Origin of the sequence: Qipengyuania vesicularis (assembly GCF_019711415.1) — a bacterium.
Lineage (GTDB): Bacteria > Pseudomonadota > Alphaproteobacteria > Sphingomonadales > Sphingomonadaceae > Qipengyuania > Qipengyuania vesicularis.
Genome location: NZ_JAIGNJ010000001.1, coordinates 375,215 through 400,621 on the forward strand (window position 1 = coordinate 375,215; position 25,407 = coordinate 400,621).

A 25,407-nucleotide genomic window follows, 5' to 3' on the forward strand; every position below is an offset into this window, starting at 1 on the left:
TCTCGCGCCCATCGGACAGCTTACAGGGTATTCAATCAATGGCAATTGTAGCCGCCGATTGTCGCTATCGTTCGACCCCCTTGACCTTCCCCCATTGCCGCGCGGCGGTGTAGCCTAGGTAGCCGGTACCGAAGAGGGCGTAGAGTTCCTCCGGCAGGGCGCGCAGATAGCTGGTCATGCCGTGACCGATGTCCTGTGCCGTCTGGGCGGAGAAGGCCGCGAGAACGCCCATCGGCAGGGCGAACAGGATCATGGCGTACATGACGTAGAGGAAGCTGGGACGGGCGCGGCTGGTCCAGGGGTCTTTCGAATTGGCCTCGGCAACAATCGCGGACAGGCGTGCCTCGATCTGTTTGAGCTCGTGGCTGCCTTCGAGCGCGAGCAGTTCGAGCTTGGCCCTGGCGCGGGCTTCCTTGTCGGGAATGATCTTGTCGATGATCGAGGCGATCGGGCCGATGAGCGAATCGATAAGTGCCATAACGCGTCTCCTTTCCAAATAGACTGAACCGATATGGTTCGTGTAGGAAAGGGGGATCACTTATTTCTCGCCTTGCTTCGGCACGGGCGCTAAGCAAAAATTCATATCTGCTGGGCAATAAGTCGATACGTAAAATACCGGGTAACCTTCAGGATGCGCAGAATTCTCCCGATAGTGATGATCGCCGTGGCGAGCTCGCTCGCCGTGAACGGCGCACTTGCGCAGCCGCGTCAGGATGACACGGCTCCGGTCTTCTCCCGCGAGAAGGGAGACCTGCTGCCGCCCGAAGAATGGGACTGCGGCATCTACGTCGAAGAGTATCGCGAATTCCTCAAGGCGGGCAACGCCCCGGAAGCCTGGCGCTATCACGATAAGCGCTACAAGTCCGAGAACACCGGAGAGGTGTATGACTGGGACCTGTGGCTCCAGTGGGAAAGCAGCGCGCGTTGCGGAGGCGGTGCCTATCTCGACCAGTCGAGCGGTCCGGGTGGCCATCAGAGCGGTCCGGGAGGCGGTTCCTTCGACGGCATGACTGCCGTTGGTATCGTTGCCGGCCTGCTTACGGTTGGCGCGATCGCCGCCGGTGGTGGTGGCGGCGACGGGAACAGCAAGAGCCCCGGCTGATAGACTTGGGTGCGCGGCGCGGTTGCGCTTCCCCGCCTACAATCTAGTTTCACGGTTCCATCCCGCAGCAAGCGGATCCATCCCTTTGCCTGGTGCACGGGCAGGGAGGTGCGGACCTACCTAATCCGGTGTGAGACGGACTTACCGCGTCACCGGCAAGAGAAAACCCCGGAGGCGCCAGGCCCCCGGGGTTCAATCTCATGTCGAAATGATCGTTGGATCAGACGACGTGGTAGGTGAACAGGTCCGCGGTCGCGAAGGAGTTCGCGAAGCCGATGACTTCCGAACCGGCCCATTCGCTGGCCATGACGCCTGCCGACTGGCCCTGGAACACTGCCGTGGCCACGCCATCGACATACAGCACTGCGCCATTGTCGCCCTGCGCCCACTGGACCGAGCCGTCGCTGTCGATCTGGATGCTGTCGTTCCGGGCATCGTAACCGACCACCGTGTCGACCGCGCCATCGAAGTTGTCGAAGACGAACAGGTCGGGGCCACGGCCGCCATTGAGGATGTCCGCACCGGCACCGCCGTTGAGGATGTCGGCGCCATTGCCACCGTACAGCATGTCATCGCCTTCGTCGCCAGAGAGGAAGTCGCTGGCATTGCCACCCTGCAGGATGTCGTCACCCATGCCGCCGAACAGCGAGTCTTCGCCATTGCCACCGCTGACGAAGTCGTCACCGCCATCGCCGTAGAGTTCGTCATTGTCGTTGCCGCCGAAGATGTCATCAGCGCCGTCGCGGCCCATGATGATATCGTCGCCGTCATTGCCCGACAGGACGTTGGCGTATTCGTTGCCGAGGATGACGTCGTTGCCTTCGCCGCCGCTGGCATTCTCGATCACGACCGAGTTGGCAATCGTGTAGCCACCGAACACACCATCGACGAAGGAGACGACGCCGCCGCCGGTCGGGGTGTAGTCGAGCGTGGCAGCAAGCAGGTCGATGCGGACATCGACTTCGCCGTCGTAACGGATCTCGTCCGTGCCGCCCGAATCCCAGATCGTGAGATAGCTGGCTTCTTCCTGGTTGTCGGTCAGCATGTAGACGTCATCGCCGGTGTTGTAGTCGTGCACGCCGTAACGGGCCTGCAAAACCGCGATGTCGAACGCGCCGAGCGATTCGCTCCAGCCATCGCCCAGGGTCGCGCCGGTGAATGCGCGCTCTCCGTCCGGATGGGTAATCCAGCCGTCGTTGTAGGACATGACCGTGTAGACGCCCTGGTTGAGGTCGTAGACGCCAAGCGAGGCCGAGCTGGTGACGCCGAGCATGACGTCCGAACCGCCACCCGTGTCGTGCGGGTGGGCGATGCCGTGGGCATGGCCGAACTCGTGCAGGACGACGGCCCAGGAGAATCCGCCCGGATCGAGGCTCTCGGGGAAGGCACCGAAGCCGCCGCTGAGCAGGTTGAAGATGCCGATGCCGACATCGTCGCCATAGGCAGCAGCGTCCTGCGGGAAGAAGCGGGCACCATAGGCCAGATTCTCGGTCGTCAGCAGGCGGAAGGTCGCCTCATCGACGTCAGTGGTGATGACGTAATCGATGCCCGTGATCGGCGTGTAATAGGTGTTCAGCGAATCCATGATCGCGTCGATCTGGTATTGCTGCCAGCCGAAGGTCGCCATCGGAGTCACGCCGTCGGGTTCGAACTGGCCGAAGTTCTCGCCAGCCGGTGCGAAGTAAACATAGGCGGTCGGCACTCCGTCGACCAAGACCGTCGGAATATTCGCAGCCGAATCCCAGTTGAGCGAATCCAGCGGATCGAAATCTGCCGGGTCGAGCTGTTCGACGTCGATCGTGTAGCCGCCCGAGAAATCGAGGCCGAACTGCGCGCCGAAGTCGACGGTGCGAACATAGACCGTTCCACCCGTTGCCGCGAAGTAGCTGAGGCTGCTTTCGTAGTTGAGGTTGGTCCCGATCAGTTCGCCGGCTTCGTTATAAAGCTCGAGCGTGACGACTGCCTCACCCGGCTCGAAGTCGAAATCGCCCTGGCCCGAAACGCCGCCCGAGAAGCTGAAGTTGTAGACATAGCCCTGCTCGACCGTGATCGAGTACATGTCGTTGTCGCCTGGGACATCGACATAGCCGTAGTTCGTGCCGACCGAGAGGGTCTCGGTGGTGGCGAAGCTGTCCGGCGCGTCATGCGCGGGATCCGGGCTCCACTGCACGAGCGTGTAGTCGCCGGTGTCGAAGTCGGACAGCCCGACGAGTTCGTACCAGGAGGTCAGGTAAAGGAAGTAGGTCCCGTCCGCCGGTGCAGTGAACGTGATCTGCGACGTACGGCCGAAACCGCCGTCATCATCCGTGGTGATGATCGAGAAATCCGTGCCGAGGAGGAACATGAACGGGTCTTCGATCCCGTCTTCCGTGCCGCGGAACGACCAGGTGTAGGTCTGGCCTGCGACCAGGTTGAGGGCGATGATGTCCCCACCTTCGCCCATTTCCAGAGTGCCGCCCAGCGAGAGGTCGGGGTGAGTAGAAATCTCTCCGCCGCGAACGGCGGCCTCGACCGCAGACGAAATTGCCGCAGCCCGCGCATCGAAGTTCAGGGGACGCGTAATCTCGTCTCCGAAAAAGCTATCCCAACCGGAATTCAGAAAAGTCTCAGCCATTGTAAGTTAACCCCTCCAGGACCGCGAATCATTCGCGGACAACTTGTCCACTCGAACACGGAATATTAACTATCGCAAGGTCGTTAGGTATATTGTCCAAAATTTGGCCATCAGATGAATGATGGCCCTGCCCTGCGAGCAAATCGGGAACATTCTCAATGCGTTCGAATCTGTCGATCCTTGCCATGGCTCTTGCTCTCCCGCAGTCGGCTTGCGCGGCAGCAGAGGGGGAAGGGCTGCCGGCGGATGATGCCCAGGAGATCGATAAGGTGCAGCAAGAACCGGGTGACGACATGACCGCGGACAAACCGAAAGGAGTGGCCAGCCTGCCCTTTGCCAGAGGCAGGACATTCGCGACGCTCGATGCCTATCTGCTCTATCTCGAGCAATACAACGGCCCGGTCGACATGCCCTGGTGGCGTGAAATCGCTCCCGGTGTCTATCGCCAGGAAATCCGCATGGCTGGAGGGCCGGAGCCCGAGGTCGCAACGCGCGCTGAATTGCTCGAGCGGTTCGGCTTCCCCGCCGAGGAATGACCCAAGCAGGCCGACCGCTTGTGATGGCGGCGATTGGGAAGGAAAACCACTGGTCGGGATGACTGGATTCGAACCAGCGACCCCCACACCCCCAGTATGGTGCGCTACCAGGCTGCGCTACATCCCGAAACCAGTGGAGGCGGCCCTATAGGCGGGGCCATTCGACATGGCAACACCTCTTCACGCCCAATTCGTTGCCAGCCAACCGCATTGCTGCTAACCGCGCGCCACCAATCGGCGGGAGGGGTTACAGGCAGGCTTGAACCTTGCCCAACACGCCCCAACTCACCGTAACCAGACACACCTATTTACGACAGGCTCTCCTTCGATGATCACCCTTCTTGCCGCCGCCGGTACCGCCGCAGCCCAGCCGCCCATCTGGCTGCAGATCCTGCCCTGGGTCGCTATCTTTGCGGTCTTCTGGTTCCTGATGATCCGCCCGCAGCTGCGTCAGCAGAAGGCACACCAGGAAAAGGTCGCAGGGCTGAAGAAGGGTGACGAGGTGGTCACTGCCGGCGGTCTCGTCGGCAAGATCACCAAGGTCGAAGACCAGTTCGTCGAGCTCGAACTTGCCAAGGGCATGAAGGTCCGCGCGGTCAAGAACACCATCGGCGAAGTGCTCAGCGGCAAGGCCGCTGCGGCCAACGACTGATCCGCGCGAAAGGATAAGGCGCAGCCATGCTGGAATTCCCGACCTGGAAGAAGGTCATGCTCTGGGGCATCGCCATATTGGGCGTGCTTGCAGCACTCCCCTCGATCGCCTCGCTGACCAATAACGACTGGCCCGAGCAACTTCCCAACCCGACGGTCAACCTCGGTCTCGACCTTGCCGGCGGCAGTCATATCCTGCTCGAAGCAGAGGCTTCGCAGGTCGCGGCCAAGCGGCTGGAAGACATGGAAGAAGGCGTGCGCAGTGCTCTACGCCGCGCCGAACCGCGTATTCGCATTGGCGATGTATCGACCGAGAATGGCCAGCTCAGCTTCTTCCTCGACGAAGCGTCCGAGGTGGATCGCGCCCGCGCCGAAATCGAAGGCCTGATGAACGGCACCGGCCCGGTCCGCGAATGGGACTTGCAGGTGGTCGATGGCCAGCGCTTCGTCCTCACACCGACACAGGCGGGTCTCGACAATGCCGTCGATGGGGCGATGGAAGGGGCGCTGCGCACCATCGGCATCCGCGTCGACGAACTCGGCACGCGCGAACCGACCATCCTGCGCCAGGGCGATACCCGTATTGTGGTCCAGGTGCCTGGCCTGCAGGATCCGGAACAGCTCAAGGAATTGCTCGGTAAGACCGCCAAGCTCGAATTCAAGCTGGTCGAACGCGGTGCCACGCAGGAAGAGGTCGATCGCGGCTTCGTATCCGGCGGTGAAGTCGTTCCCTATGCCGACGGGCCGGGTGGGGTCGTGGTCCGGCGTCTGGGCGGTATCGACGGCGATACGCTCACAGGAGCCGTGCAGACTTTCGACAGCCAGACCAACGAGCCGGTTGTCTCGATCACCTTCAATCCCGACGGCGGCCGGCGTTTCCGCGTGATGACGACCAGATACACGGGTCGCCAGTTCGCGATCATCCTCGATGGCGAGGTCATATCCGCGCCAGTCATGCAGGAGCCGATTGTGAACGGTCAGTCCCAGATTTCGGGCACATTCACGGTCGAAAGCGCCAACGAACTCGCCATCCAGCTGCGCTCGGGTGCGCTGCCGGTTGACCTGTCGGTGGTCGAGGAACGCACGGTCGGGCCCGATCTCGGTGCCGACTCGATCAAGCAGGGCCTGCTCGCCATGGGCATCGGCACGCTGCTCGTGATGGTGCTGATGATCGTTTCCTACGGGCGGTTCGGTATCTATGCGACGGTGGCACTGTTCATCAACGTGATGATGTTGCTCGGCATCATGGCGGCGCTCAACGCCACACTGACATTGCCAGGTATTGCGGGCTTCGTGCTGACGATTGGCGCTGCGGTCGATGCTAACGTGCTGATCAACGAGCGTATCCGCGAGGAGCGAAAGCGAGGCCGCCGTGTGATTGCCGCGGTCGAGAATGGCTACAAGGAAGCCAGCCGCGCGATTTACGACGCCAACGTCACCAACTTCATTGCCGGCGTACTGCTTTTCAACTTCGGCTCGGGACCCATCAAGGGCTTTGCCGTGGTTCTGGTGGTCGGCCTGTTTACCTCGGTCTTCACTGCCCTGCCGCTGACGCGGATGTGGGTTGCGGGCTGGCTGCGCAAGGCGCGGCCGGCGGATCTGAATCTTTAAGGAGGGCGGACGATGAAACTTCTCAAGCTCGTCCCCGACGACACTAATATCAAATTCCTCAAGTGGCGTGTGCCCTTCTTCGTCGTCAGCATCCTGCTGATCGCGGCAAGCTGGGCGCTGGTCTATTCCAAGGGCCTAAACTACGGTGTCGACTTCGCCGGCGGCCTCGAAGTTCGCGCGACCTTTACCGAGAGCACGGATGCGCCGATCGCGCAGCTGCGCACCGATATCGAAGGGCTGGGCTATGGCAGCCCTGTCGTCCAGCGCTTCGGGGAGGATAATCAGGTCTCGATCCGCGTGCGCCTTCCTGACGAGGTTTCGGCCGACAAGGACGCCGCGCAGGCGGCAGCCGATGCGGTGATCGATGAGCTCCGGACCAACTATTCCGATATCCGCATCGACGGGAACGACAACGTCTCGGGCAAGGTGTCCGGCGAATTCCGCGAGGATGCGGTCTTCGCGCTTGTCGCGGCGATGCTGGCGGTGGCGCTCTACATCTGGATCCGCTTCGAATGGCAGTTCGGCGTGGGCGCACTGTTCGCTCTGTTCCACGACGTCTCGTTGACGCTTGGCATGTTCGCGCTGTTCCAGCTCGAATTCAGCCTGCAGATCATCGCCGCAATCCTGGCCATCATCGGCTATTCGCTGAACGATACGATCGTCGTCTACGACCGCATCCGCGAGAACCTGAAGAAGTACCGCAAGATGCCCTTGCCCGAGCTGCTCGACCTGTCGGTCAACGAGACGCTGGCGCGTACCGTGATGACTTCGTTGACGCTGCTGGTGGCGCTCTTGCCGCTGCTGTTCTTCGGTCCGGCCAGCCTCTTCGGCCTCACTGCGGCGATCGTGCTTGGCCTGTTCGTCGGCACCTATTCCTCGGTCTACATGGCGGCGCCGCTGCTGATCTGGATGGGCGTGAATTCGAACAGCTTCGTGCCCGAAGAGACCGTAGCCGACCGGCAGGAAAAGAAGCTGCGCGGCGAGGTCTAGTAGATCGGTCCGCCGTCGCTAGAGGCGGCGGACAAGCATTTCCGCAACACCGATCCAGGCAGGGCTGTCCACGACCTGCTGCTTCTCACCGTGACCAGGGGGCAGGATGCCGACGAGGCTGCCCTGGCGATCTATCAGACGTCCAAAGGCGAAGCGTCCGCCGGGGCGGGGTATAAGCACATCGCGATTGACCGCACGTCCCGCATCCTCGGGATCGATCTGGCGCAGCCAAAGCTGGTCGCCAGGTCGGTATTCGCCGTGGGGGTAGTCGACGGTGAGAACCACCAGCGTTCCTTCGCTGCCGAGGTCGGTGGCAAGGATCGCGTCGCGCGTCTTGCCGAGCGCTTCGGGGCCCGCCTGCCCGAGGCTGGCGATTACCTGCGGATGCCCTACGTCTTCGGAGCGCACAAGTACTTCGGGCTCGACACCAAGCGCCGCGCCGATCCGCTCCATCCATTTGAGCGACAAGTTCCGCATGCCCGTTTCTAGCCGCCCGACGGTCTGCGGCGTGGTGGGAGGAGTGCAGGCGGCTGCCAGGTCGGCAAGCGTCATGCCCATTTCCTTGCGAATATCGCGGATGCGGTTGATCACGGTTCCGGCCCTCATAACCAAAATGGTGTTTTCTCTTTCCTACATGAACCGCAAGATTGCAAGTCCGCTATCCACAACAAGGAGGCTGGCATGCAGAGGGAATTGGTCGAACGCGAACTGACGGAAGTAGGACCTAAGCGTGATGGTTCTGCAAAGGGCAGGCAGCGAACCGTAACGGTGAATGTCGGAGAGTCGCCTTTGACGTGGCTGCATTCGCGCGGACATCTCGACGACCGGCAGTTCGATGCGGGCGAGCGGCTGCGTGCAGACTACGAGCGTACACAACTATCGCCTTCTGTCACCATGCGGTGGGACCCGGTGCGCGTGGATGGGGGCGGGGCCGGTGACGGATTGACGCCATCCGAACGCCAGCTTGCGGCGAAGGCTCGCTTCGACGGCGCGATGACCGAGGCAGGAGCGGGGCTGAAGGACATCCTGTGGCGTGTCGCATGCGGTTGCGAGGCACTGCCTGATGCAGAGAAGGGGCTGGGGTGGCCTACACGCAGCGGCAAGCTGGTGCTCAAGCTGGCGCTCGACCGGGTGGCCGATTTCTACCGGATCAGGTGAATTGCCCTTGGACCGTGTTCCATGTGTTCCATCCTGTTGGATTGCAGGCAGGGGTATCCGCCCGGCCTCATCTTCAAAGACGCGCGACATTTACCGATTGCTAGATGCTTCCTGCTATTGGATCGATGGCAATAGGGGGCTTTTCATGTTCGGATGGTTCAAGAAGAAGATGGCGCCGCAGGAGCCGATCCAACTGGCAGCTGTCACACCCGTCAATGCGACGCCCGAGCGTTTCTTCGCGCTTGCGGATTTCTCCGATCCCGCGAATGCGAAGCGCCAGCTCGGCCACGAAGTGCGAGAAACGGGCGACGGCGAGTTTGTTCTCGTAATGAATTTCATGCCGGATCTCGAATTTCCGATCACCGTGCAGAAATCCGAACCGCCCGGCCGCTATGCCTACTCTATCGTCATGCCCGAGGGAGTGGGCAATCTGGTCCGCAGCGAGGAATCCTATCAGATCGAGCCAGACGAGAACGGTGGCTGTATCGTCGCCATGACCATGTCCGCGGAACTGAGGCCGGGGCTCACGATGCGCGAATATGATCGCGAGATCGAATTACTGACCTTGTCGTTGCAAAACGCGATAGGGAAAATGAAACTGCATGCCGAAGGCAGTATCGAAGAAGTCCTCGATTACGAGCGCCAGCAGGCCGGCTAACCGGTTAGGCGACGCGCGCTCTCACACACTCGCGCAGTTCGGGTAGTACTTCGGCCTCGAACCAGGGGTTCTGTTTCATCCAGATCGCGCTGCGCCATGCGGGGTGGGGCAGCGGCAGGAAGTGCGGCAGGAAATCGCGAAAATGTCGTACGCGCTCGGTCATCGAGAGCTTGCGGGCATGGGGGAGGTAGTGGGCCTGCGCATAGGTTCCGACGAGCAGCGTGAGCCGGTCCTTAGGCAGCATTTCCAACACCCGGTCATGCCATTGCGGGGCGCATTCGGGACGTGGCGGCTTGTCGCCTCCGCTGGCCTTGCCGGGATAGCAGAAGCCCATCGGGACCAATGCGACGCGGGCTGGGTCGTACATCTGGTACTTGGCGAGGCCCGTCCATTCGCGCAGGCGGTCGCCGCTCGCATCGTCCCAGGGTATGCCTGTCTCGTGGACCTTCGATCCGGGTGCCTGTCCGATGATGAGCAGCCGCGCGGTGGGGGAGAAACTCGTCACGGGCCGCACGCCGTGGGGCAGGTGGGCCGCGCAGATGCGGCAGCCCGCGATTTCACTGGCGAGCGCTTCGTGGCTCAAAGCGCCTCGACCTGCTCGGCGAGCTCCAGCCAGCGCTCCTCGGCCGCGTCCTTTTCGGAGCGCGCATTCTCGATGCCCTTGGAGACGTTGGCGAAGCGCTGTGGGTCGGCGGTGTAGAGGTCGGGGTCGGCGAGAATTTCCTCGCCGCGCGCGATGGCCGCTTCCAGTTCCTCGATCCGCGCAGGCAGCAGCTCGTAATCGCGCTGGTCCTTGTAGGAGAGCTTGGTCGGCCTCGACGGCGGAGGAGGGGGGGCGGGCTTCTCGCCGGGCTTCTCGGTTCTGGTCTTGCCAACGACGGGCTTCTGCCGCTTCTTCTCCCAGTCCTCGTAGCCGCCTGCCACGACGTCGACCTTGCCCGTACCGTCGAGGCCGAGCGTGATCGTCACCGTCCGGTCGAGGAAGTCGCGGTCGTGGCTTACGATCAGGACCGTGCCTTCGTAGTCAGCGATCACTTCCTGCAGCAGGTCGAGCGTTTCAAGGTCGAGATCGTTGGTCGGCTCGTCGAGCACGAGGAGGTTGGAGGCCTTGGCAAATTCGCGCGCCAGCAGGAGCCGCGAGCGTTCGCCGCCCGACAGCACGGCGACCTTCATGTCGACGATCTTCGGATCGAAGAGGAAGTCCTTGAGATAGGCCTGCACGTGCTTCCGGTTGCCGCGCACGTCGAGCCAGTCGCCGCCCTCGGCCAATACCTGCCGCACGGTCTTGTCGGCGGTGAGGAGCTGGCGCTGCTGGTCGATCATCACGCCGGTCAGCGTCTTGGCGATGTCCACCGTGCCGCTGTCAGGTTCAAGCTCGCCGGTGAGCATCTTGAGCAGCGTCGTCTTGCCCGCACCATTCGCGCCGACGATGCCGATCCGGTCGCCGCGCTGGATGCGCAGCGAAAAGGGCTTGATGATCGTGCGGTCGCCGTAGCCCTTGGTGATCTTGTCGGCGACGATGACGGACTTGGACTTGAAGTCCTCCTCGGTCGCAAGCTTCAGCTTGGCCGTTCCGCCTGCCGAAATCATCGAGGCCCGCTGGGCGCGCATCTGCCAGAGCTTTTCGAGGCGCCCCTGGTTGCGCTTGCGCCGTGCGGTCACGCCGCGTTCGAGCCAGTGCGCCTCGATCTTCAGCTTCGCGTCGAGCTTCTCCGCCGCGCGCGCTTCCTCGGCATAGACCTGTTCTTCCCACGCCTCGTAGCCGCCAAAGCCGACTTCCTTGCGGCGCAGGTTTCCGCGGTCGAGCCAGATGGTCGCGCGGGTCAGGCGCTTGAGGAAAGTCCGGTCGTGGCTGATGACGACGAAGGCGCCCTTGTACCGCTCGAGCCAGCCCTCCAGCCAGTCGATCGCGCCAAGGTCGAGGTGGTTGGTCGGCTCGTCCATAAGCAGGAGGTCGGGTTCCTGCGCCAGCGCGCGGGCGATGGCTGCGCGCCGCCTCTCGCCCCCACTGGCGCCCTTTGTCTCGCGGCTCAGATCGATGCCGAGCTGACCGGCAATCGCTTCAATTTCGTGCTCCTGCGGGGCGTGTTCGCCTGCCAGCGCCCAGTCCATGAGGGTTGCAAACCCGGAAAGGTCAGGGTCCTGTTCGAGCAGGACGATCTTGGCGTGCGGCTTGACCTTGCGCGTGCCCGCGTCGGTTTCGATCTGCCCGTCGATCATGCGGAAAAGCGTGGTCTTGCCGACGCCATTGCGGCCGATCAGCGCGAGCCTGTCGCGCTGGCCGATATGCAGGTTGAGCGGTTCGTGGTCCGGCCCGCCGAACAGCCACTTGCCGCCCTGCTGCAGGGCCATGCCTTCGAGGCTGAGGATGGGGGGCTGTGCCATAGGCCGCGCGAGGTAGTCGCGCCGCCCCGTTCTCGCAAGCGCTTAGCGCGCTGCTTTTTGTGCCTCGACCATGCGTGCGACATCCTCAAGCAGCGCAGGCGCGTCGTAGACGATGCCGTCCTTGATGGTCCAGCGCACGCCGCCGACCTGTTCGATTGCGCCGGTCTCGTAGTTCAGCCGGGTATGGCCAGTGCCGTAGAGCAGCTTCAGGTTGTCGAGCGGATTGCCCGGCACGATGACGAGATCGGCAAGTTTGCCGACCTGGATCGTGCCCATCGGCGCGATTTCGCCTCGCGCCTCGTAAATCTCCTCGGCCCCGGCAATCGTGGCGGCTCGGATCACCTCGAGCGGTTCCAGTCCCGCTTCGCGAAGCATCTCCAACTCTCCGACATAGGCGAAGCCCCAGGTCTGGTAGATATAGCCCGGATCGCTGCCCGCCGTAACGCGGCCGCCGCGCCGGTGAAATTCCTTCGTCAGGTCGAACCAGTAACGGTAGAATTTGCGCCAGGCGACTTCGTCCTCCGTCGACCAGTCCTTGTAGTAGCTGCCGTGATTGGTCGCGCTGGGGGCGTAGAAATCCATGAGGCTCGGCAGGGTATATCGCTCGTGCCAGTCACGGGTCTTGGCCGCCATCACATCGCGGCTGGCGGAATAGATATTGAAGGTGGGGCTGAGCGTCACGCCGCTTTCGACGAGATGATCGATATACTCGTCCCATTCTTCGCTGCCCGGCTCGACCACCTGGTCAGCAAGCCGTGCAACCCAGCCGAAACGCGATTGCTCGTCGAAATAATTGTAGCCCTGCGGATATTTCGGCAACGCGGCCGCTTCGAGCAGGCTTTCGAAATGGCCGTAGAAATGGGTGATCCCGTCCATGCCAAGCTCTACCGCCTTGGCCGCATTTACCCGTTGCACCCCGGGCTGTGCGAGGTGGGCGACCGTGCCGAGGCCCTGCTTCTCCGCCTCGTCGAGCGCGGCTTCGAGTATGGCCGGTTCGAGAGAATTGAAGAACTTGATGCCCCAGAAACCCTGCGCCTTCGCCCAGCGGACCCATGCGCGTGCCTTGGCCTCGCTGTCGATTGCGCCGCCATCCCATTTGTCGCCCATCGCTGCGTAAGGAAACAGTCGGGGCGCGGTGATCGTGTTGTCCGCGCTGCGCTGCGTGTCGGTGAGGTCCGGCTGGCCGGGTCCCCAGTAGAATGCAACGCCGCGAACGCTGGTCACACCATGAGCGAGCCACAGCTTGTAGCCATAGGATGGCTGTGCTGCCTTCATCGGATCGCCATTGTGGCCGTGGGTATCGACGAAGCCGGGCATCACGGTCATTCCGGTCGCATCGATGATCCGCGCGGCTCTTGCGCGCATTTCGTCAGGTGCGCGACCCCCGTGGATCGCCGCGATGCGGTTACCTTCGACGACGATATCGACCGGGCCCATCGGCGGTGCGCCCGATCCTTCCACCATCGTCGCGCCGGAGATGATCAGCGTCTCATATGGACCTTCGCCCTCGCTTCGAGCGGGGACGGGTTGCATCTGCGCCGAGACAGCGGCGGCTGCGAAAGTGACCAAGGCGACCAATCCGATTGTGAGTGTCCTGATCATTCCGCCCCTCCGTTTGGGTCCGTGCTAACGCGCAAATGCTTGCGACGAAAGCGCAATCCGGGACCCATTCGTTCAGCGAGGCGTAAAGCGAGCGGTCGGAAACTGTCTCCGATCAGAGGAGAATCGCCCATGTTCCGTTTTGCCGTTCCCGCCCTGCTGCTGACTGTTGCCATGCCGATGAGCGTACAGGCGGCCGAGGTCCAGATTGCTGCCGAAGGTCCGGTAGTGGAGCTGAATGTCCAGGAAATCGTGCATTCCGCTCCCGACGTCGCACAAATCGGCGCAGGTGTGATCACGCGCGCACCGACTGCGCAGGCAGCAGTTCAGCAGAACGCGCAGGCAATGGAGCGGTTGGTCGAACGGATGCGGGCGCTAGGCATCGACCGGCGCGATATCCAGACGTCGAACTTCAACCTCAATCCCGATTACCGTCACAATCCGCAAACGGGCGAACAGACGTTCTCGGGTTACACCGTGCACAACCAGGTCAATGTGAAACTACGCGACCTCAAGCGAGCGGGCGAAGTGCTCGATGCCCTTGTAGCAGCGGGAGCGAACAATATTCACGGCCCCAATTTCATGCTGGAGGATGACCAATCCGCCAAGGCGGAAGCGCGTAGCGCCGCCTTTGCCAGCGGCAAGGCCATGGCCGAGAACTACGCCCGCATGGCTGGCTATTCCGGCGTGCGGCTGCTCGAAGTATCGGAAAGCTTCCAATCCTACGGGCCGCGCCCGATCATGGTCACCGCCTCGCGGATGGAATCGGCCATGGACGCCGCGACGCCGATCGAGCCGGGCGAGGTGGGCACCGGAGTCATGATTACGGTCAAATACGAGATGGTTCGCTGAACGGGTGTGAACGTCCACATTCACACCTTGTTCAATGCTCCATGCCTAGTAAGACGGGCACTATGAAACAGGTTCTCGCCTCCCTGCTTGCCTTCGGCCTGATCGCCGGGCCGATTGCCGCGACCATTGGTGCGGCCTCGGCAGAAGCGCAGCGTCGCTCCGACCAGGGCGAGGCGCGCAAGGAGATGCGTGCCGGCAATATCCTGCGCGCCCGCGATATCGAGAACCGCGTGCTCCCGATGATGGGCGATGCCGAATATCTCGGCTTCGACTATGATTCGACCGCGATGGCTTACCGCTTGAAGTTCATCAAGAACGGCAAGGTCCTATATGTCGATGTCGACGCGCGCACCGGCCGCATCCTGCGCCGGAGCCGCTGATTTCCGCCATTAGAAACCTCGGCAAACTTGACGCGTTCATGTACATGAACGAAACGCGCAAGAATATTAGCGAGGATGGAAATTCATGAGGATCCTGATCGTCGAGGACGAGCCGACGCTCGGCCAGCAGCTGAAGAATACGCTCGAACAGAACGGCTATGCAGTCGATCTTTCGACCGATGGCGAGGACGGGCATTTCCTCGGCTCCACCGAAGATTACGACGCGGTGATCCTCGACCTCGGCCTGCCTGAGATTGATGGGCTGACCGTGCTCGGCATGTGGCGCAAGGAGGGGCGCAAGTTCCCCGTCCTCGTCCTCACCGCGCGCGACAGCTGGTCCGACAAGGTCGCCGGCCTCGATGCGGGCGCGGACGATTACCTCGCCAAGCCATTCCAGACCGAAGAACTGATCGCCCGCCTGCGCGCGCTCATCCGCCGTGCTTCGGGCAATACCTCAAGCGAGCTGACGGCTGGCGACGTGCGTCTCGACACGCGTTCGGGCCGCGTCACGCTGAAGGGCGAGCCGGTCAAGCTGACCGCGCAGGAATACAAGCTGCTGAGCTACCTCATGCACCACAAGGGCAAGGTGGTCAGCCGCACCGAACTGATCGAACACATTTACGATCAGGATTTCGACCGCGATTCGAATACGATCGAGGTCTTCGTTACGCGCATCCGCAAGAAGCTGGGTGCAGAGGTAATCACAACGATCCGTGGACTCGGTTACAGCCTCGACGACCCCGCCGACCAGCCTCGCGCATCCTGAAGAGGGTGCGACCGGGGCGCGGACGGCGGCGGGTTCTTCCCTCGCGGAAACTTCTGCGCCTGCCGCCGATCCCGTAACGCTGCAGACACCGCCCGCGCCACAGCGCAGCCTTGCCAAGCGCATGATGGCGATTGCCGCCATCTGGATAACGCTGCTGTTGCTCGGCGGTGGTTTCGCTCTCGAACGCGCGCTCACCCGGCAGGTGCAAAGCAATTTCGACGACCAGCTCGAATATGTGCTGACCGCGCTGATCGCCTCGGCCGAGGTCGACGACTGGGGCGATGTGCGTTTCTACCGCTCGCTCGGCGACCAGCGGTTTCTCGAGGTCAACAGCGGCGTCTATTGGCAGATCAGCGGGCCTGGCAGGGATCCCTATCCTAGCCGCAGCCTGTGGGACCGCACGCTCGAAGTCGAAGGCGATCACCAGGATGACGAGCCGCATTTCTACGATAGCGAGCAGTTTGCCGACGAGCCGCTGAGAATTGTCGAGCGGGACATAATCCTCCCGGACAGCGATACGCGTTGGACGTTCGTGGTTGCCTCCGCGCGCGAGGAGCTCGATTTCCAGATCGCCCGCATTCGCTCGATCCTTGTCTGGAGTTTCGTGGCGCTGGGCCTCGGCCTGCTGATCATGGCGGCGCTGCAAAGCTATTACGGTCTTTCGCCGCTGCGGCGTGTCCGGGCGGCGATCCAGTCGATGCGCTCCGAGGGTGCAAACCGGATCGAGGAGCCTTTGCCGCTCGAGGTGGAGCCGCTGGTTGACGAGATCAATGCGCTGCTCGCACATAGCGAGAAACAGGCCGAAGAGGCGCGCACCCATGCCGGCAACCTTGCTCATGCTCTGAAGACCCCGCTAACCGTGTTGACCAATGCGGCAACGGCGCATGATCCCAAGCTGTCGGACCTCGTCTGCCGTGAAACCAAGACGATGCAGCGCCATGTCGAGCACCACCTCGCGCGGGCGAGGGCGGTCGGCCGGCGCGCCACGGGCCATGCCCGCGCCGAAGTCTGGCCAAGCGCCCAGAGCGTGCTGCGCGCCGTCACCCGGATCTACGAGAACACGCGCTTCGATGTGGATGGAAACCAGCAGGCCGCTGTCGCTATCGAACGGCAGGACCTCGACGAAATCCTCGGCAATCTGATCGAGAACGCGGCCAAATATGGCGGGGGAAGTGTCTTCGTAACGGTCGATGCCGAACCCGACAGCGAATTCTGCACCATCTGGGTGGAAGATGACGGTGCAGGCATCCCCGAGGCCGAGCGCATCCGGATATTCGATCGCGGTGCGCGGCTCGACACCGGAAAGCCCGGGACGGGCCTCGGCCTGGCAATCGTTCGAGACGTCGCCGAAATCTACTCCGGCGAGGTCGAACTGGGTGAAAGCGAGGACCTCGGCGGCCTGCAAGTGACCCTAAGATTACCGAGACCCGGCAATTAAATTCACTAATCGTTCAATTCGTCGCTGATACAGCACGATACATGGACGAGAAAAACATCAAGGGGCGCCTGGCGCCATTCGCTATCCGGACCGGCGTGATCGCTCTTGCGGGTCTCGGGCTCGCCGGGTGTACTATCGTGAACGACCCCTATGCCCATTCGGGCGTCTCGGTCGGCGTCGGCTATTACGACGACGACTATTACGACCCCTATTACGATGACTACTACTACGGCTGGTATGACGGGTATTATTATCCCGGCACCGGCTATTACGTCTACGACCGGCGCGGTCATCGTCATCGCTGGCACGACCATCACCGTCGCTACTGGATCGAACGCCGCAGCGGCCTGCGCGAACTGCGCGACAACTGGGCCGGCTACAGCCGTGGCCATGACGGCTACTACCGCGACGAGCGGCGCGGAGCGCGTCGTGACGATCGTCGCGACCGCCGGACGGAACGCCGCGATCGGCGCGAAGAATCCTTCGGAGACAATGTAGTGCGCGAGGCGGCACGCCGTGCTGCCCGCGAGGAACGCCGCGCGACCGACGAGGTTCGCCGCGATGCACGTGAGCAGCGCCGCGATACCCGTGAGGAACGCCGCACCGCACGCGACCAGCGCCGCGACGCTCGCACGTCCGAACAACCTCGTCGTGGGAACGGCCTTGGAAATGCCGCCGTGCGCGAGGCCGCAGCCCGCGCAGCAGAGCAGCGAGCCGCAGCAGCGGATGCGCGCCGCGACCGCCGGACCGAACGTGCCACCGCTCCTGCACCTGTGTCGCGTCCTGCCGCCACGCCCGCACCGAGCCAGCAGCGCCAGGAACGTCGCCAGCAAAGCCAGCAGCGCCGCGAACGGCCGCAGGCAAGCCAGCGCCGCCAGCAGGCACGCGATCAACTGCGCTCGCGCAGCAAGCCCGACAAGGACAATTGACAGGCCCGGCCTAGCCGCCGGTCGATTGCGCCTGTTCGTGGTGGCGAATGACCTCGTCGATGATGAAGCGCAGGAATTTCTCGCTGAACTCGGGGTCTAGCTCGCTTTCCTCTGCCAGCCGCCGCAGCCGGGCAATCTGCTCGGCCTCGCGGGCCGGATCGGCGGGGGGAAGCGTGACCTTCGCCTTGTAGGCGCCGACCGCCTGGGTGATCCGGAAACGCTCCGCCAGCATATGGACCAGCGCGGCATCGATATTGTCGATACTCTTGCGAAAGCCAGCCAGGACGGCGTCATCGCCCGCGGTTTGTTGCACCTCTTGCGTCATCGCTTGCCAGATTAGCGGCAATTGCTCCCTTGCCAAGAAAGCTTAGGCAGGACATGGCCAAGCTGCAATGACAGCAGACGTCGTCCCCCTGCCGCGCAAGGCACCCGAAGCCTCGATCGAGCCCATGCTCGCGTTGACGGCGCAAGGAATGAATGCGGTCAACCAGGTCATTCTGGACCGGATGCAGAGCGAAGTGCCGCTCATTCCGGCGCTTGCAGGCCATCTGATATCGGGTGGCGGCAAGCGGCTACGCCCGATGCTAACTCTCGCGGGGGCAGAACTGGTCGGATACAGCGGGACGCGCCACCACAAGCTGGCCGCCGCGGTCGAGTTCATCCACACCGCTACGCTGCTGCATGATGATGTCGTCGATGGCAGCGACCTGCGGCGCGGCAAGACTGCGGCCAATATCATCTTCGGCAATCCCGCCACGGTGCTGGTCGGCGATTTCCTGTTCAGCCGCAGCTTCGAACTGATGACCGAGGATGGCAGCCTCAAGGTCCTCAAGATCCTTTCGGGCGCCAGTGCGATCATTGCCGAGGGCGAGGTCGACCAGCTCACCGCCCAGCGCAAGATCGACACCAGCGAGGAACGCTACCTCCACATCATCCGTGCCAAGACGGCGGCGCTGTTCGCTGCGGCCAGCCGGATTGCGGCGGTTGTTGCCGAATGCAGCGAGGATGAGGAGCGAGCGCTCGACGAGTATGGCCGCAACCTCGGCGTCGCCTTCCAGCTGGTCGACGACGCGCTCGACTACGATTCCAATGCCGCCGAGATGGGCAAGGACCGCGGCGACGATTTCCGCGAAGGCAAGATGACCCTGCCGGTCATTCTCGCCTATGCGCGCGGTGACGAGAAGGAACGCGAATTCTGGAAGGCTGCCATCGCGGGGTTCAGGACTTCGGACGAGGATCTCGAAGAGGCGATCAGCCTGATCGATAGCCACAATGCCGTTGCCGACACCAAGGCGCGCGCACGTCACTTTGCGCAGCGGGCGATCGATGCGCTGTCGATGTTCCCTGATGGCAAGGCGCGACAGGCCATGACGCAGGCAGCGCTGTTCGCGGTTTCGCGGGGCTACTGAGCGCCGCTCAGCCTTAGCGGCGCTTCGCAACCCATTCGACACGGCTTCCGCTACGCGGATCGATGGTCGTCCCGATCAGCGAGTCGCCATTCACGACCAGTTCGTTGATGACCGTCGTTTCGCCGTTGAGCATGTAGGTTTCGCGGACTCCGCCATCGCCATAGGGCTCGACCTTCACCATCGTGCCATCGTCGAGGCCTTCTACCTCGACCGCATCACCACCCATCGTGGCGGTATAGCCGACGACATTGCGCTTGTTGGTCACTTCGTCGCCGTCGAGCTTGAAGCTGAACTGCAATGCCTCGTCATTCACATCGCCGACGCCGGAGGTGATCCATTTGCCCGAAACGGCATGCGCGCCTTCGGGCCCCGCAGCGGCGCGTGTGTAGCTGGTAGTGCCCTCGTTGCGCTGGTCGCCGCGGATCGTGGTCCAGCTTGCTTCCATCGCTTCGCCATCGGGGCTGACGGTCCAAGTGGTCGAACCAACATCTTCGTCTTCGCGGCGCATCGAGGTGGTGACGCTCCTGTCGCCGGATACGTCGACCTTGGTGCTCATCCCGTTCGACCCGGCGATTTCGTGCCATGCGCCGTCCGCCGGAATTTCGATCGGGGTCGGGCAAGTCGGGCAGGCATAGGTGCCGTCCGCAAGGGAAAATTCCTGGGTGGTCTCGTCAAAATGGGTGTTGCCGACATCGACCATCCAGTCCCCGGCAATGGTCGTCTCGCCGCTGCTGGCCGTGGCTTCCGTCGCATTGTCGCTGCATGCGGTTGTAGCCACTGCGAGACCCAAAACGGCCCATGCTGCCAATACACCTCTCATGAATTCCTCCCCGCCATTTCCATCGGCACCCGGGACTTTCACGCATTACAGGCCTATATTCAAGCGTTGCTCTTCCCGTGTCCCGATGCGGTATGCGTAGGTGACCCGCCAATTGATGGGTGTCTTGCGCAGTGCATTGTGCAATGAGCGCTCCAGTGTCCGACTTGCCCATCGATACCGTCCTGCCAGACCTGCTCGCGGCCTTGCGAGACAAGAGCGGTGCAGTGCTGGTCGCGCCGCCGGGTGCGGGCAAGACGACGGCTGTCGCGCCCGCTCTGCTCGGTGAGGATTGGTGCAGCGGCACGATCATACTGACCTCGCCACGCCGTGTGGCCGCACGCGCTGCAGCAGAACGCATGGCGCACATACTTGGCGAAAAGCCCGGGGAGACAATCGGTTACCTCACGCGCCTCGACAGCAAGCGAAGTGCAAAGACCCGCGTTTTGGTGGTGACCGAAGCGATCTTCGTGAACACGATCCTCGACGATCCCGAGCTTGCGGGCGTTTCCGCGGTGCTGTTCGACGAGGCGCATGAGCGGCACCTCGACAGCGATCTCGGCCTCGCCCTCGCGCTGGAAACGCAGAGCGTGCTGCGCGAGGACCTGCGCGTGCTGGTCATGTCTGCGACCATCGACGGGGCGCGGTTCGCCTCGCTCATGGGTGACGGTATCCCGGTGATCGAGAGTGAGGGACGCGCCCATCCGCTTGATATCCGCTGGCTCGGGTCATCGCCGCAGGCGCGTGTCGAAGATGCGATGACCGCCGCGATTGTCACCGCCTGGCGCGACGAAGAGGGAGACATCCTCGCCTTCCTCCCGGGTGTCGCAGAGATCGAACGGACACGCGAGCGGCTGGCGGAGCGGCTGCCCAAGGCGCTCGTCCTGCCGCTCCATGGCCAAGTCCAGCCAGCTGAGCAGCGTGCAGCCATCCGGCGTAATCCCGAGGGGCACCGCCGGATCGTACTTGCTACTGCCATTGCCGAGACATCGCTCACGCTCGATGGTGTATCGGTGGTGGTCGACGCCGGACTTTCGCGGCGGGCGGAGTTCGACCGTGCGGCTGGCACGACGCATCTCGTAACCCATCGGGCAAGCCAGGCAGCCGCCGCCCAGCGCGCCGGGCGTGCGGCGCGTCAGGGACCGGGCGTCGCATACCGGCTGTGGGAAGAGGGCGGACATGCCGGACGCCGGCAGTTCGATCCTCCCGAAATGGAAACAGCCGACCTCGCGCCGCTGGTGCTCGACCTTGCAAAATGGGGGACGAGCGATCCGGCAAGCCTCCAATGGCTCGATACTCCGCCCGAAGCTTCGGTATCGGCGGCACGGCGCATGCTGGAAGGTCTCGGCGCGCTCGACGGAGACGGGCAGATTACCGGCCGCGGAAGGCAGTTGGCGAGATTGCCGCTCGACCCGGCATCGGCAGCCATGGTGCTGTTCGGGACAGAGCATGGTGCGATGGAAACGGCGGCGCGACTGGCGCTGCTCCTGCAGGAACGCGGGCTCGGAGGGCGGGGCGAGGACCTCGAAGCAAGACTTTTGCGGTGGAACTCCGACCGCGGGGCAAGGGCAGAGGCGAGCCGCAAGCTGGCGGGTCGCTGGGCAGCTTTGGCTAAACATCAGCTTTCCGTTCGCCCTGAGCTTGTCGAAGGGCCGCACTTCACTTCACACGCGGTACCTGAAGAAAAGTACAGGGCTTCGACAAGCTCAGCCCGAACGGCTTTAGAGGTTCCCCCAGCCGTCCTGCTCGCTGCGGGACGCCCAGATTTCGTTGCCAAACGTCGCGATGCTTCGGGAGAGAACTGGATTGCTGCCGGTGGACGCGGATTCGTGCTCGATCCTGCATCGCCGCTGGCTCGGGCTGAGTTCCTCGTGATCGGTGATGCGCAGGGGCAGGCGAAAGGCGCCAGGATCACCTCGGCCATCGCGCTCGAGGAGGCGGAGATCGAGCGCTGTCTGGGCGACCGGATAGAGAAGCGCTCTGTGCTGCGCTGGAAAGACGATCGAGTTGAGGCGCGGCTTGAACGCCGGCTCGGTTCAATCACGCTCGCGAGCGGTCCCGACCCCTCTCCCGATCCGCAGGCGGTTGTGGATATCCTTGTGGAGAAGGCTCTGGAAAATTCGGGAAAACTCCTTCCCGAAGAGCTGCTTGCCCGCGCTTCCTTCGTCGGAATTGAGGCATTCGAGTCCGACCGGCTGGCCGAAACCGCAGCGCTGTGGCTTGCCCCGCTGCTCGAGGGCAGGCGCGATCTGGACATTCCCAAGGGCAGGCTGGTCGACGCACTTCTCGGTACACTCGAATGGACTGACCGCCAGCGGCTCGACACCGAAGCGCCGCGCGAATTCACCTCGCCTGCCGGGACGACGCACCGGATCGACTACACGGGCGACGATGCGCCGAGCGTGGAGGTCCGCGTGCAGGCGCTGTTCGGGCTCGAGCGGCATCCGATGGTGGGCAGGACCCCGCTCCTGCTCAAGCTGACCAGCCCCGCCGGCCGACCGATCCAGTCGACTCGCGACCTGCCCGGCTTCTGGCGGGGTAGCTGGGCCGATGTGCGCAAGGACATGAAGGGCCGCTACCCCAAGCACCGCTGGCCCGAGGAACCTTGGACGGAACAGCCCAGTTTGAAGACCAAGAACGCCTTCCAAAATTCGGGAGGGTGAATTACAGGGCGCCCACTATGGCTGCACGAATCTATCAACGTCCGCAAAACGCGATGCAATCGGGCAAGGCCCGCACTGACGAGTGGGTGCTTGAGTTCGAGCAGACCGAGGCGCGCCGCGCCGACCCGCTGATGGGTTGGACCGGCAGCGGCGACACGCAGGCGCAGGTGCAGCTTACCTTCCCGAGCAAGGACGAGGCAAAGGCCTATGCCGAGAAATACGGGATTGCCGCCCGCGTCCACGCAACGCCGCCGCACAGCCTGAAGCTGCAGGCCTACGCCGACAATTTCCGGTAAGGCGCCTCGCGGTCAGTCGCCGACCGTAAGCCCCATCTCGATCTCGGCCGCATTGGCCTGCCAGGTCAGTTCGCCCGCTTCCACGCCCTCGCGACAGTCGCTCGCATCGTGGCCGATGTCCTCGGCAAGATAGAGCGTTTCGGGCGAGTGCGGCCCGACGAAGCGGATATCGTCGCAAATCCCGTCATAGGCGAAGCTCGAGGTGTTATCGCCAAAGTCGTAGACCCCATTTGTGGCGGGATCGGCGAACAGGGGGTTGCGCTCGATCGAGCCAGCCTTGAACGCCGCGCTGCAATCGGTGGCATCCTTGCCGATATTGTCCGTCAGCAGCGCCTCGGCCATTCCCTCGCCCACGAAGCGCACATCGTCGCATTCGCCGTCGCGGGCGTATTCGGAGCTGTCGTCGCCGAAATCGGGCGAGTCTTCCGCCACTGCCGGCACCGACGCGGCAGCATGCAGCGCAAGCGCCGCCATGGTCGTGTGAAATTTCATGCAGTCCCTCCCACGGCGCATGATAGCCGCTTCGCAGGACTTGCCAAGCGGGGGCCTCGTCGCCATATGGCGCGCCGGGAGTCGGGTGGACGTTTGCGTTCGCTCACCGGGTCAGGTCCGGAAGGAAGCAGCCCAGGTGAATTGCGGCGGGTCGCTCGGCTCCTTTTTACCCACAATTCGTTCCCACAATTCCTGGGCGTCACCATGTGACAACCGGCGCGTCTGCGCCTACCTAATCCTGCATGGGTGATTCACCGGATAATTCTGACGGCCTTCCGTGGGAGAGCGACGTCGAGGACGACGCACCGAGCGCTGCCGAGCTGGAGGCGGCGGGGCAGAATTCGATGTTCGGCGATGCGCCCGAGCCCTCTCCAGCACCTGCGCCGGTCGAAGCGCCACCGAAACCTGAACCGGTCGCTGCCGAAGAGCCTGCCAAGGCCGCACAGCCCTACCGCGTGCTCGCCCGGAAATACCGTCCGCAGACTTTTGCCGAACTGATCGGACAGGATGCGATGGTGCGCACGCTGGCCAATGCCATCGCGCGTGATCGGCTGGCCCATGCCTTTCTGATGACCGGCGTACGCGGGGTGGGCAAGACCTCGACCGCGCGCCTGATTGCCAAGGCCCTGAACTGCATCGGTCCGGATGGACAGGGCGGCCCCACGATAAGCCCTTGCGGGCAATGCGAACCCTGTACGGCCATCGCCGAGGGCCGCCATATCGACGTGATCGAGATGGACGCCGCGTCGCATACGGGTGTCGACGACGTACGCGAGATCATCGAGGCGGTGCGCTACGCGGCCGTATCGGCGCGCTACAAGATTTACATCATCGACGAGGTCCACATGCTCTCGCGCAATGCCTTCAATGCGTTGCTCAAGACGCTGGAAGAACCGCCCGCGCATGTGAAGTTCCTCTTCGCCACGACCGAGGTCGACAAGCTTCCCGTCACCGTGCTCAGCCGGACACAGCGTTTCGACCTGCGCCGCATCCCGGTCGAACTGCTCGAGGCGCATTTTGCCGAGATTTGCCGCAAGGAAGGCGTCGAGGCCGAGGACGAAGCACTCCACATCATCGCCAATGCCGCCGAAGGTTCGGTACGTGACGGGCTTTCCATCCTCGACCAGGCCATCGCTCATGCCGACATGGACACGGGCGGCAAGGTCACTGCCGAGCGCGTGCGCGACATGCTCGGCCTCGCCGATCGCGGTGCGCAAAGGCGGCTCTTTGCGCATATCCTCGATGGCGATGCCAAGGCAGCGCTGGCTGCGGTCGATGACCAATACGCACTCGGTGTGGAACCGCTGGCGCTGATGCGCAGCCTAATGGACCTCACCCACCGGATCGCGCTGGCACAGGTCGCGGGCGGCGAAGCCGATGCACCAACAGCCGAGGAACGCGAACAGCTGAGCGAATGGGCCGGGCGGCTCGAAGTCGGGCAAGTGCACCGGCTGTGGCAATTGCTGCTCAAGGGGCATGACGAAGTCCGACAGGCGCCCGATCCGCTAGTATCCGCCCGCATGGCGCTGCTGCGCGTGCTCCACGCCAGCACCATGCCCGATCCCGGAAAGCTGGCGAAGAAGCTGGAAGAGCTTGCCTCGCGCGCTCCGGCAGCTTCGCCGTCGGGCGGCGAGGGCGGGGTAAGTGCCCCCACCGCAACGCTCGATTGGGAAGAGCTGGTCGAGAAGGTCTCAGCCGCCGGCAAGCTGCAGGCCGAAAGCATCATGCGCCTGCAGATCCGCCCGATAAGCGTGGAGATGGGCAAGCTCGTCTATGCGCGCGATGCGAAGTATTCGGACGCGATCGAGCCGGTGCTCAAGGACGCGCTCTATGCGATTACCGAAACGCGCTGGCAGCTCGAAACGGGCGATCCCGCGCTGGCTGCGCCCTCGATGGAGGAGCAGCGCGTGGCCAAGGCCAAAGCGGCCAGAGCCGCCATGCTCGAACATCCGATGGTGAAAGCGGTTGAAGCCGCCTTCCCCGATGCCGAAATGATAGAAGACGGCGCCGATCTCCCCCCGATGCGGCGCGAGGTTCCCTGGAACCGCAGAGCATGAGGAA

At 63.2% G+C, this 25,407-nt stretch carries 25 protein-coding genes, 1 tRNA gene and 1 other RNA gene; 17 read left to right on the forward strand and 10 right to left on the reverse strand.

Going from position 1 to position 25,407, the window contains the following annotated elements:
- Positions 1–64: 64 nt before the first annotated feature.
- Positions 65–478: a holin family protein gene (locus K3146_RS01920; protein ID WP_221544516.1), complete on the reverse strand. Its 414-nt coding sequence runs from the start codon at positions 476–478 to the stop codon at positions 65–67.
- 153 nt (positions 479–631) lie between these two features.
- Between K3146_RS01920 and K3146_RS01925 the strand changes: the two genes are divergently transcribed.
- Positions 632–1,102, forward strand: coding sequence for a hypothetical protein (locus tag K3146_RS01925; protein ID WP_221544517.1), 471 nt, complete (start codon positions 632–634; stop codon positions 1,100–1,102).
- Positions 1,103–1,322: 220 nt separating this feature from the next.
- Here K3146_RS01925 and K3146_RS01930 read toward each other — a convergent pair whose 3' ends face one another.
- Positions 1,323–3,716, reverse strand: a complete 2,394-nt coding sequence (locus tag K3146_RS01930) for a M10 family metallopeptidase C-terminal domain-containing protein (protein WP_221544518.1) — start codon at positions 3,714–3,716, stop codon at positions 1,323–1,325.
- Between the two features lie 158 nt (positions 3,717–3,874).
- Between K3146_RS01930 and K3146_RS01935 the strand changes: the two genes are divergently transcribed.
- Positions 3,875–4,252 carry a hypothetical protein gene (locus K3146_RS01935; RefSeq protein WP_221544519.1) on the forward strand — a complete coding sequence of 126 codons (378 nt, stop codon included), beginning with the start codon at positions 3,875–3,877 and terminating at the stop codon, positions 4,250–4,252.
- Positions 4,253–4,302: 50 nt separating this feature from the next.
- Here K3146_RS01935 and K3146_RS01940 read toward each other — a convergent pair.
- Positions 4,303–4,379, reverse strand: a tRNA-Pro gene (locus K3146_RS01940).
- 201 nt (positions 4,380–4,580) lie between these two features.
- On the opposite strand from K3146_RS01940, the gene yajC reads away from it, so the two are divergent.
- From yajC to secF, 3 genes are read left to right on the forward strand one after another with little or no spacing between them, the layout of a single operon-like run.
- Positions 4,581–4,904: a preprotein translocase subunit YajC gene (yajC, locus tag K3146_RS01945; RefSeq protein WP_221544520.1), complete on the forward strand. Its 324-nt coding sequence runs from the start codon at positions 4,581–4,583 to the stop codon at positions 4,902–4,904.
- A 26-nt stretch (positions 4,905–4,930) separates the two neighbouring features.
- Positions 4,931–6,514: a protein translocase subunit SecD gene (secD, locus tag K3146_RS01950; RefSeq protein ID WP_221544521.1), complete on the forward strand. Its 1,584-nt coding sequence runs from the start codon at positions 4,931–4,933 to the stop codon at positions 6,512–6,514.
- A 12-nt stretch (positions 6,515–6,526) separates the two neighbouring features.
- Complete coding sequence (gene secF / locus K3146_RS01955; protein ID WP_221544522.1) at positions 6,527–7,504, forward strand: protein translocase subunit SecF; 978 nt, start codon at positions 6,527–6,529, stop codon at positions 7,502–7,504.
- Between the two features lie 18 nt (positions 7,505–7,522).
- On the opposite strand, the gene K3146_RS01960 is transcribed toward secF, so the two are convergent.
- On the reverse strand, positions 7,523–8,095 hold the full coding sequence (locus K3146_RS01960) for a helix-turn-helix transcriptional regulator (protein WP_221544523.1): 573 nt from the start codon (positions 8,093–8,095) through the stop codon (positions 7,523–7,525).
- Between the two features lie 90 nt (positions 8,096–8,185).
- Between K3146_RS01960 and K3146_RS01965 the strand changes: the two genes are divergently transcribed.
- Together K3146_RS01965 and K3146_RS01970 are read left to right on the forward strand one after the other, a co-directional pair.
- Positions 8,186–8,662: a DUF6456 domain-containing protein gene (locus K3146_RS01965; protein ID WP_221544524.1), complete on the forward strand. Its 477-nt coding sequence runs from the start codon at positions 8,186–8,188 to the stop codon at positions 8,660–8,662.
- Between the two features lie 145 nt (positions 8,663–8,807).
- Complete coding sequence (locus K3146_RS01970; protein WP_221544525.1) at positions 8,808–9,320, forward strand: SRPBCC family protein; 513 nt, start codon at positions 8,808–8,810, stop codon at positions 9,318–9,320.
- 4 nt (positions 9,321–9,324) lie between these two features.
- On the opposite strand, the gene K3146_RS01975 is transcribed toward K3146_RS01970, so the two are convergent.
- The 3 genes from K3146_RS01975 to K3146_RS01985 are packed head-to-tail and all read right to left on the reverse strand — an operon-like array spanning position 9,325 to position 13,307.
- Positions 9,325–9,903: a uracil-DNA glycosylase family protein gene (locus tag K3146_RS01975; protein WP_247710984.1), complete on the reverse strand. Its 579-nt coding sequence runs from the start codon at positions 9,901–9,903 to the stop codon at positions 9,325–9,327.
- On the reverse strand, positions 9,900–11,705 hold the full coding sequence (locus K3146_RS01980) for an ABC-F family ATP-binding cassette domain-containing protein (protein ID WP_221544526.1): 1,806 nt from the start codon (positions 11,703–11,705) through the stop codon (positions 9,900–9,902). Before K3146_RS01980 ends, K3146_RS01975 begins: the two co-directional genes overlap by 4 nt.
- A 42-nt stretch (positions 11,706–11,747) precedes the next feature.
- A complete protein-coding gene (locus K3146_RS01985) occupies positions 11,748–13,307 on the reverse strand; it encodes an amidohydrolase family protein (RefSeq protein WP_221544527.1) in 1,560 nt (519 codons plus the stop codon).
- A gap of 129 nt (positions 13,308–13,436) precedes the next feature.
- Between K3146_RS01985 and K3146_RS01990 the strand changes: the two genes are divergently transcribed.
- The 5 genes from K3146_RS01990 (at position 13,437) to K3146_RS02010 (ending at position 17,669) form a co-directional block, all read left to right on the forward strand.
- Entirely contained in the window at positions 13,437–14,156 is a 720-nt protein-coding gene (locus K3146_RS01990) for an SIMPL domain-containing protein (RefSeq protein WP_221544528.1), read from the forward strand.
- 62 nt (positions 14,157–14,218) lie between these two features.
- Positions 14,219–14,536, forward strand: a complete 318-nt coding sequence (locus tag K3146_RS01995) for a PepSY domain-containing protein (protein ID WP_221544529.1) — start codon at positions 14,219–14,221, stop codon at positions 14,534–14,536.
- 85 nt (positions 14,537–14,621) lie between these two features.
- A complete protein-coding gene (locus K3146_RS02000) occupies positions 14,622–15,302 on the forward strand; it encodes a response regulator transcription factor (RefSeq protein ID WP_221544530.1) in 681 nt (226 codons plus the stop codon).
- On the forward strand, positions 15,250–16,740 hold the full coding sequence (locus K3146_RS02005) for a sensor histidine kinase (RefSeq protein ID WP_221544531.1): 1,491 nt from the start codon (positions 15,250–15,252) through the stop codon (positions 16,738–16,740). The genes K3146_RS02000 and K3146_RS02005 overlap by 53 nt, the downstream gene beginning before the upstream one ends.
- A gap of 41 nt (positions 16,741–16,781) precedes the next feature.
- On the forward strand, positions 16,782–17,669 hold the full coding sequence (locus tag K3146_RS02010; protein WP_221545241.1) for a hypothetical protein: 888 nt from the start codon (positions 16,782–16,784) through the stop codon (positions 17,667–17,669).
- A 10-nt stretch (positions 17,670–17,679) separates the two neighbouring features.
- On the opposite strand, the gene K3146_RS02015 is transcribed toward K3146_RS02010, so the two are convergent.
- The gene (locus K3146_RS02015; protein ID WP_221544532.1) at positions 17,680–17,994 is read right to left on the reverse strand and encodes a chorismate mutase; all 315 of its coding nucleotides are present in this window, start codon (positions 17,992–17,994) and stop codon (positions 17,680–17,682) included.
- A gap of 67 nt (positions 17,995–18,061) precedes the next feature.
- Here K3146_RS02015 and K3146_RS02020 point away from each other — a divergent pair, with 67 nt between their 5' ends.
- Positions 18,062–19,078: a polyprenyl synthetase family protein gene (locus K3146_RS02020; RefSeq protein WP_221544533.1), complete on the forward strand. Its 1,017-nt coding sequence runs from the start codon at positions 18,062–18,064 to the stop codon at positions 19,076–19,078.
- Positions 19,079–19,091: 13 nt separating this feature from the next.
- Here K3146_RS02020 and K3146_RS02025 read toward each other — a convergent pair whose 3' ends face one another.
- Positions 19,092–19,898, reverse strand: a complete 807-nt coding sequence (locus tag K3146_RS02025; protein WP_221544534.1) for a hypothetical protein — start codon at positions 19,896–19,898, stop codon at positions 19,092–19,094.
- A gap of 143 nt (positions 19,899–20,041) precedes the next feature.
- Here K3146_RS02025 and hrpB point away from each other — a divergent pair, with 143 nt between their 5' ends.
- Both hrpB and K3146_RS02035 read left to right on the forward strand, forming a co-directional pair.
- A complete protein-coding gene (gene hrpB / locus K3146_RS02030; RefSeq protein ID WP_221544535.1) occupies positions 20,042–22,558 on the forward strand; it encodes an ATP-dependent helicase HrpB in 2,517 nt (838 codons plus the stop codon).
- 17 nt (positions 22,559–22,575) lie between these two features.
- Positions 22,576–22,854, forward strand: a complete 279-nt coding sequence (locus K3146_RS02035; RefSeq protein WP_221544536.1) for an ETC complex I subunit — start codon at positions 22,576–22,578, stop codon at positions 22,852–22,854.
- A gap of 12 nt (positions 22,855–22,866) precedes the next feature.
- Here the strand turns inward: K3146_RS02035 and K3146_RS02040 are convergent, their stop codons facing one another.
- Positions 22,867–23,346, reverse strand: coding sequence for a hypothetical protein (locus tag K3146_RS02040; RefSeq protein WP_221544537.1), 480 nt, complete (start codon positions 23,344–23,346; stop codon positions 22,867–22,869).
- 74 nt (positions 23,347–23,420) lie between these two features.
- On the opposite strand from K3146_RS02040, the gene ffs reads away from it, so the two are divergent.
- Positions 23,421–23,515, forward strand: an RNA gene (gene ffs, locus K3146_RS02045) — signal recognition particle sRNA small type.
- A 73-nt stretch (positions 23,516–23,588) separates the two neighbouring features.
- On the forward strand, positions 23,589–25,403 hold the full coding sequence (locus tag K3146_RS02050; RefSeq protein ID WP_221544538.1) for a DNA polymerase III subunit gamma/tau: 1,815 nt from the start codon (positions 23,589–23,591) through the stop codon (positions 25,401–25,403).
- The last annotated feature ends 4 nt before the right edge of the window (positions 25,404–25,407 follow it).

Bases quoted from the DNA above. Each gene is read 5' to 3' on its own strand.
- K3146_RS02010 (WP_221545241.1), top strand. From the start codon at position 16,782: ATGGACGAGAAAAACATCAAGGGGCGCCTGGCGCCATTCGCTATCCGG.
- K3146_RS02050 (WP_221544538.1), top strand. From the start codon at position 23,589: ATGGGTGATTCACCGGATAATTCTGACGGCCTTCCGTGGGAGAGCGAC.
- K3146_RS02020 (WP_221544533.1), top strand. From the start codon at position 18,062: ATGACAGCAGACGTCGTCCCCCTGCCGCGCAAGGCACCCGAAGCCTCG.
- secD (WP_221544521.1), top strand. From the start codon at position 4,931: ATGCTGGAATTCCCGACCTGGAAGAAGGTCATGCTCTGGGGCATCGCC.
- hrpB (WP_221544535.1), top strand. From the start codon at position 20,042: ATGAGCGCTCCAGTGTCCGACTTGCCCATCGATACCGTCCTGCCAGAC.
- secF (WP_221544522.1), top strand. From the start codon at position 6,527: ATGAAACTTCTCAAGCTCGTCCCCGACGACACTAATATCAAATTCCTC.
- K3146_RS01935 (WP_221544519.1), top strand. From the start codon at position 3,875: ATGCGTTCGAATCTGTCGATCCTTGCCATGGCTCTTGCTCTCCCGCAG.
- K3146_RS01980 (WP_221544526.1), bottom strand. From the start codon at position 11,705: ATGGCACAGCCCCCCATCCTCAGCCTCGAAGGCATGGCCCTGCAGCAG.
- K3146_RS02040 (WP_221544537.1), bottom strand. From the start codon at position 23,346: ATGAAATTTCACACGACCATGGCGGCGCTTGCGCTGCATGCTGCCGCG.
- K3146_RS02000 (WP_221544530.1), top strand. From the start codon at position 14,622: ATGAGGATCCTGATCGTCGAGGACGAGCCGACGCTCGGCCAGCAGCTG.
- K3146_RS02035 (WP_221544536.1), top strand. From the start codon at position 22,576: ATGGCTGCACGAATCTATCAACGTCCGCAAAACGCGATGCAATCGGGC.
- K3146_RS01985 (WP_221544527.1), bottom strand. From the start codon at position 13,307: ATGATCAGGACACTCACAATCGGATTGGTCGCCTTGGTCACTTTCGCA.
- K3146_RS02025 (WP_221544534.1), bottom strand. From the start codon at position 19,898: ATGAGAGGTGTATTGGCAGCATGGGCCGTTTTGGGTCTCGCAGTGGCT.
- K3146_RS01995 (WP_221544529.1), top strand. From the start codon at position 14,219: ATGAAACAGGTTCTCGCCTCCCTGCTTGCCTTCGGCCTGATCGCCGGG.
- K3146_RS01930 (WP_221544518.1), bottom strand. From the start codon at position 3,716: ATGGCTGAGACTTTTCTGAATTCCGGTTGGGATAGCTTTTTCGGAGAC.
- K3146_RS01965 (WP_221544524.1), top strand. From the start codon at position 8,186: ATGCAGAGGGAATTGGTCGAACGCGAACTGACGGAAGTAGGACCTAAG.
- yajC (WP_221544520.1), top strand. From the start codon at position 4,581: ATGATCACCCTTCTTGCCGCCGCCGGTACCGCCGCAGCCCAGCCGCCC.
- K3146_RS01970 (WP_221544525.1), top strand. From the start codon at position 8,808: ATGTTCGGATGGTTCAAGAAGAAGATGGCGCCGCAGGAGCCGATCCAA.
- K3146_RS01925 (WP_221544517.1), top strand. From the start codon at position 632: ATGCGCAGAATTCTCCCGATAGTGATGATCGCCGTGGCGAGCTCGCTC.
- K3146_RS01990 (WP_221544528.1), top strand. From the start codon at position 13,437: ATGTTCCGTTTTGCCGTTCCCGCCCTGCTGCTGACTGTTGCCATGCCG.
- K3146_RS02015 (WP_221544532.1), bottom strand. From the start codon at position 17,994: ATGACGCAAGAGGTGCAACAAACCGCGGGCGATGACGCCGTCCTGGCT.
- K3146_RS01920 (WP_221544516.1), bottom strand. From the start codon at position 478: ATGGCACTTATCGATTCGCTCATCGGCCCGATCGCCTCGATCATCGAC.